The organism is Citrobacter sp. TBCS-15, from assembly GCF_005280815.1.
Lineage (GTDB): Bacteria > Pseudomonadota > Gammaproteobacteria > Enterobacterales > Enterobacteriaceae > Citrobacter > Citrobacter werkmanii.
On the sequence record NZ_SZWK01000196.1, the window covers coordinates 1 to 239 of the forward strand.

General features: G+C 36.8%; 1 pseudogene. It reads right to left on the bottom strand.

The features are described 5' to 3' along the window. Window positions 1-239, bottom strand: a pseudogene (locus tag FDW96_RS12640) (deoxyuridine 5'-triphosphate nucleotidohydrolase); the annotation flags it as partial.

Sequence of the window (239 nt, forward strand, 5' to 3'; positions counted from 1 at the left end):
CCGCCTGTACGCTTTCCATTTGCGTTGTCATCGTCTGTTGTAAGGTATTTGACAAATACCCCTTGCATTATTCTTTGACCTTTAGAAATGGTTACAGGCTCTTTTGAGATGTTCATAAATAAGCCTTTAAATTCTTGCGGATAGTAATCTGAATCGATAATTCCTACTGAATTAATCAATGCAATGCCACGCTTAACTGGATTACTTGAACGGTCGTATAATTTCAATACTTCATCATC